Source organism: Mesorhizobium sp. M2A.F.Ca.ET.037.01.1.1 (genome assembly GCF_003998075.1).
In the GTDB taxonomy this organism is placed as follows: domain Bacteria; phylum Pseudomonadota; class Alphaproteobacteria; order Rhizobiales; family Rhizobiaceae; genus Mesorhizobium.
This window is the reverse complement of the sequence record NZ_RZSA01001375.1, coordinates 1-1294: the sequence shown is the minus strand read 5'-3', so window position 1 is coordinate 1294 and position 1294 is coordinate 1. Positions and strand designations below refer to the sequence as shown.

1 protein-coding gene and 1 pseudogene are annotated in these 1294 nt (G+C 64.5%); both read right to left on the bottom strand.

Annotated features, from left to right (window positions below; all coding sequences use genetic code 11):
• Positions 1-1031, bottom strand: a pseudogene (locus EOA27_RS36870) (hypothetical protein); the annotation flags it as partial.
• 16 nt (positions 1032-1047) lie between these two features.
• The coding region (locus tag EOA27_RS41240) for a hypothetical protein (protein WP_189562330.1) at positions 1048-1294 on the bottom strand (247 nt) is incomplete at its 5' end.

Genomic DNA, 1294 nt, shown 5'->3' with positions numbered 1-1294 from the left:
TGGTAGATATTTGGTCTGACACCCAGTCCATGTGCCAAGGTCAGGGTGCCACCGTTAGTCCAAGTTTGCGGCGCGCTTTCATAGAACCGCTGAAGCTGCATTGAGGGGGTGAGCAAAGCCGCCGCCTGAGCGGGCGTCATCGGCCGAATGTAGTTGTCGGCGCCAGCCCCGAGAGCGTTCTGGCCGCAGAAGTAGCCCGTGGCTCCAGGCGCGGCATATTCCGAGCGGAACAGGCGAGTTGTGATATCGCCGGACGCGTCACGCTGCGCCAACGTGCTTGCCGTCGCGGCCGTTGCGGCAGCGACCAACCCGAGCAAGGTTCGCATCGCCGCATAGTCGGCGGCGGTGATCAGGGACCGTCCATTTGCCGACGCGTTGGTAATATCCGCCGCCGTGATGGCAAGCAGCGTCTTCATCGCTGCGTAGTTGGCCGCCTGCGCCAGCGAGCGGCCGTTCGCACTCATGTCGGTGATGTCAGCGACCTGAAGCGTCACCGCCCCGCTCTTGCCGGCAACGCTCGCCACGGCATCGGTGTTGTCGATCTTGACCCATTTGGTGCCGTCAGAGACGGCCCAGTCACCGACCTTCCAATCGGTGATGCCGCCGACGCTCGTGGCGCCGGCAACCGACACCATGTAATACCAGCCCTTGTTCCCGGCTGCCGCCGCCGGGATGGTCGGAGTATTGGTGTTGGCGTTCCAATCGCCTTGATAGTTGAGCGAGCCGAAGAGAGCCGACGGCAGTTGCGCGGCCGGCACCTTGCCGTCGGGGCCAAGCGACGCGTAGCCGTTGGCGTTGCCTTTCTCGCTCTCGTCCTGCTTGGCGTCGAGCGCCGCCTGTAAGCCGGTCGTTTCGGAGATGACGTGACTGTGGACCAGCAAAGCGCGCTGGGTGACTGACACGAGCAGGCCGGCAACATCGACGTCGATCGCGTCTAGGGCCGCGATCAGCCGCAGGACATCGTCCTCGAGGTTGTTGCTCCCGAAGGGCTTTTGGTAGCCCCGGTTCGGCGTCGTGTTTTCAACGGGCATGGCGATCCTGGCGAGGTTACGGGGCGGAGATCGCCCGGAAGTCATAGGCCATCGGGCGCGCCGCCGGCGTGCCGGTGAGCGTGATCCGGATGCGGCCGACCGGATTGGCGTTGAAGTTGAGGACGTTGTATTTGCGCTCGACCCAGCCGGCATCCTGAAGCGGCGTCTGCGTCACCTGCGCCATCGCCGACCAGGCGTCGTTGGCCGCGTCGCCATGCATGGCGATGGTCGCCCCGGTCGGTATCTTCGTCTTCAGATAGGAC